This is a genomic window from Rahnella sp. ChDrAdgB13, from assembly GCF_017655185.1.
Lineage (GTDB): Bacteria > Pseudomonadota > Gammaproteobacteria > Enterobacterales > Enterobacteriaceae > Rahnella > Rahnella contaminans.
This window is the reverse complement of the sequence record NZ_JAEMGT010000105.1, coordinates 1-1714: the sequence shown is the minus strand read 5'-3', so window position 1 is coordinate 1714 and position 1714 is coordinate 1. Positions and strand designations below refer to the sequence as shown.

The window sequence follows — 1714 nt, the reverse complement described above, 5'->3', positions numbered from 1 at the left end:
CTGTTGCGGCGGTAGTAGCGCCGGTGCCACCTTGTGCGACGGGCACGGCACCGCTGACTTTGTCGGCCTTGTCACTCAACGATGTGGTAATACTATTCCAGGCTGGCCCTGTATAAGTGGAACCATCGGGCAGCGTCACCGTGATTGCACCCGTTCCACTGAAAACCTGTTGCCAGTTGGCTTTGTCGAGATTTAAACCGCGAATGGCTTTGGCTACGTCTGCGGCGACTTGAGCGGTAATCCCCACCAGCGTCGCATTGGGTACCGCTGTCCATGCGTTACCTGTAGCCGTCGGGCCACCATAGGCAGTTATCAGCGTTAATGCTGTTGCCGAGGTTATCGTTTTAACGCCAAGCGTGTAAGTCACACCGCCGACAATAACGACAATGAAATCTCCCACTTTTAAATCTGTGGTGAAAGCCGTTCCGGTACCGACTACTGCTGCTGAATTGTTAGTTAATTCAATTGTGCCTGCTGACATGCTTTTCTCCGGGCATAAAAAAACCGCCGTAGCGGGTTGATATGAAGACTCAAAATTCTGAGGAGGTATGACGTTAGAAATAGTCGGTAGCCCATAAGAACGGCAATGGTTTACTGGCGTAACCGACTACCTGCTGATTGGGGTTAGTGGAGTCACCGCCATTGATAAGGCTGGTTGGCCTGCCGAAAAATGATGTTCCGCTCCTCGCCATGCCAAGGTGAAACCAGTTTGTTGATGCCAGTTGTCCGCCAATTTTCATAACAGGAACCATAGGTTGTTGCGCCTGGTCCGTTGTACTAAAAGCAGTCGCTGAACCATTTGCCGAAGGGGTGTTGATATTCCCCCTATACATCATTGGTGTTTCAGCACTCGTAAAGCTGATCCCACCATCAATCCCCCGTACAGCAATCCCCCAGGCAGGAACTTCCGGTGTTTTAATGGTGAACACGCAAATCTTGATGGCTATATTGATCCCCGACTGATTATTACCACTCACATACCCCTTAAGCGTTCGGCTTACTTCGTCATAAATCAGACCCACGTTTGGATCATCCCAATAACAAAATACCGTTGAGTTTGCGCCGACAGGTAACGTCAGGTTTCCCGTGAAAGCGCCGTTGTATGAGTACGTGAGAAACAAACCGGAATTGCTATCCACCACGTAGGGAAAAGAACCCCCTGCTGCTACCGCGAAACCGAAACCGCCCTGATTTATCTCGCCAGGGTAAACACAGTAAATATTGACCAACTTTGGCCGGTCAGCCGAACTGCTGGCGAAACTTGGGCTTTGCAAGTTGGTGGTTAAATCCAACGAGGCTGTCACCGTTCTGGCGTTGTTGTCCACGCTGATCGCCAGTGATTTAAATTGCATGGCTGCTGATATCGATGTTTTTAATATCGCAACCACATTATCGGGAATAGCAACCAGCTGTGATCCTGCCGGGCATTTCGCCGAAAAGTCTCCTGATGACGTGTTCACATTTCCAATGCTGGCACCAATCGAAAGGCTGCCGATCCAAGTCAATGGACGACTGACAGACATGTCGTAACTTTTAGCGCCAGCCACTGCAATTCCGAAAGCCATCAGCTTAGATCCCCCACTTTAACTTTCCAGTTACCGGCGCTGTCATAGACACGTAACCCGCGGCCATCCAGCGTGATGCTACCCTGCCCTGAGGTAGCTGATTTGAAAGTAAACCCGGTATTTTTGTCGAGATTCCAGCCGGTACCAGA

At 50.4% G+C, this 1714-nt stretch carries 1 protein-coding gene and 1 pseudogene; both read right to left on the bottom strand.

From position 1 onward, the window contains the following. Positions 1-481 (bottom strand): annotated as a pseudogene (locus tag J8X26_RS22520) (hypothetical protein); the annotation flags it as partial. Between the two features lie 73 nt (positions 482-554). After that, entirely contained in the window at positions 555-1565 is a 1011-nt protein-coding gene (locus J8X26_RS22515) for a DUF6453 family protein (protein WP_208952012.1), read from the bottom strand. Between the last annotated feature and the right edge of the window lie 149 nt (positions 1566-1714).

Coding starts and splice junctions, on each gene's coding strand:
- J8X26_RS22515 (WP_208952012.1), bottom strand. CDS start 1,565: ATGGCTTTCGGAATTGCAGTGGCTGGCGCTAAAAGTTACGACATGTCT.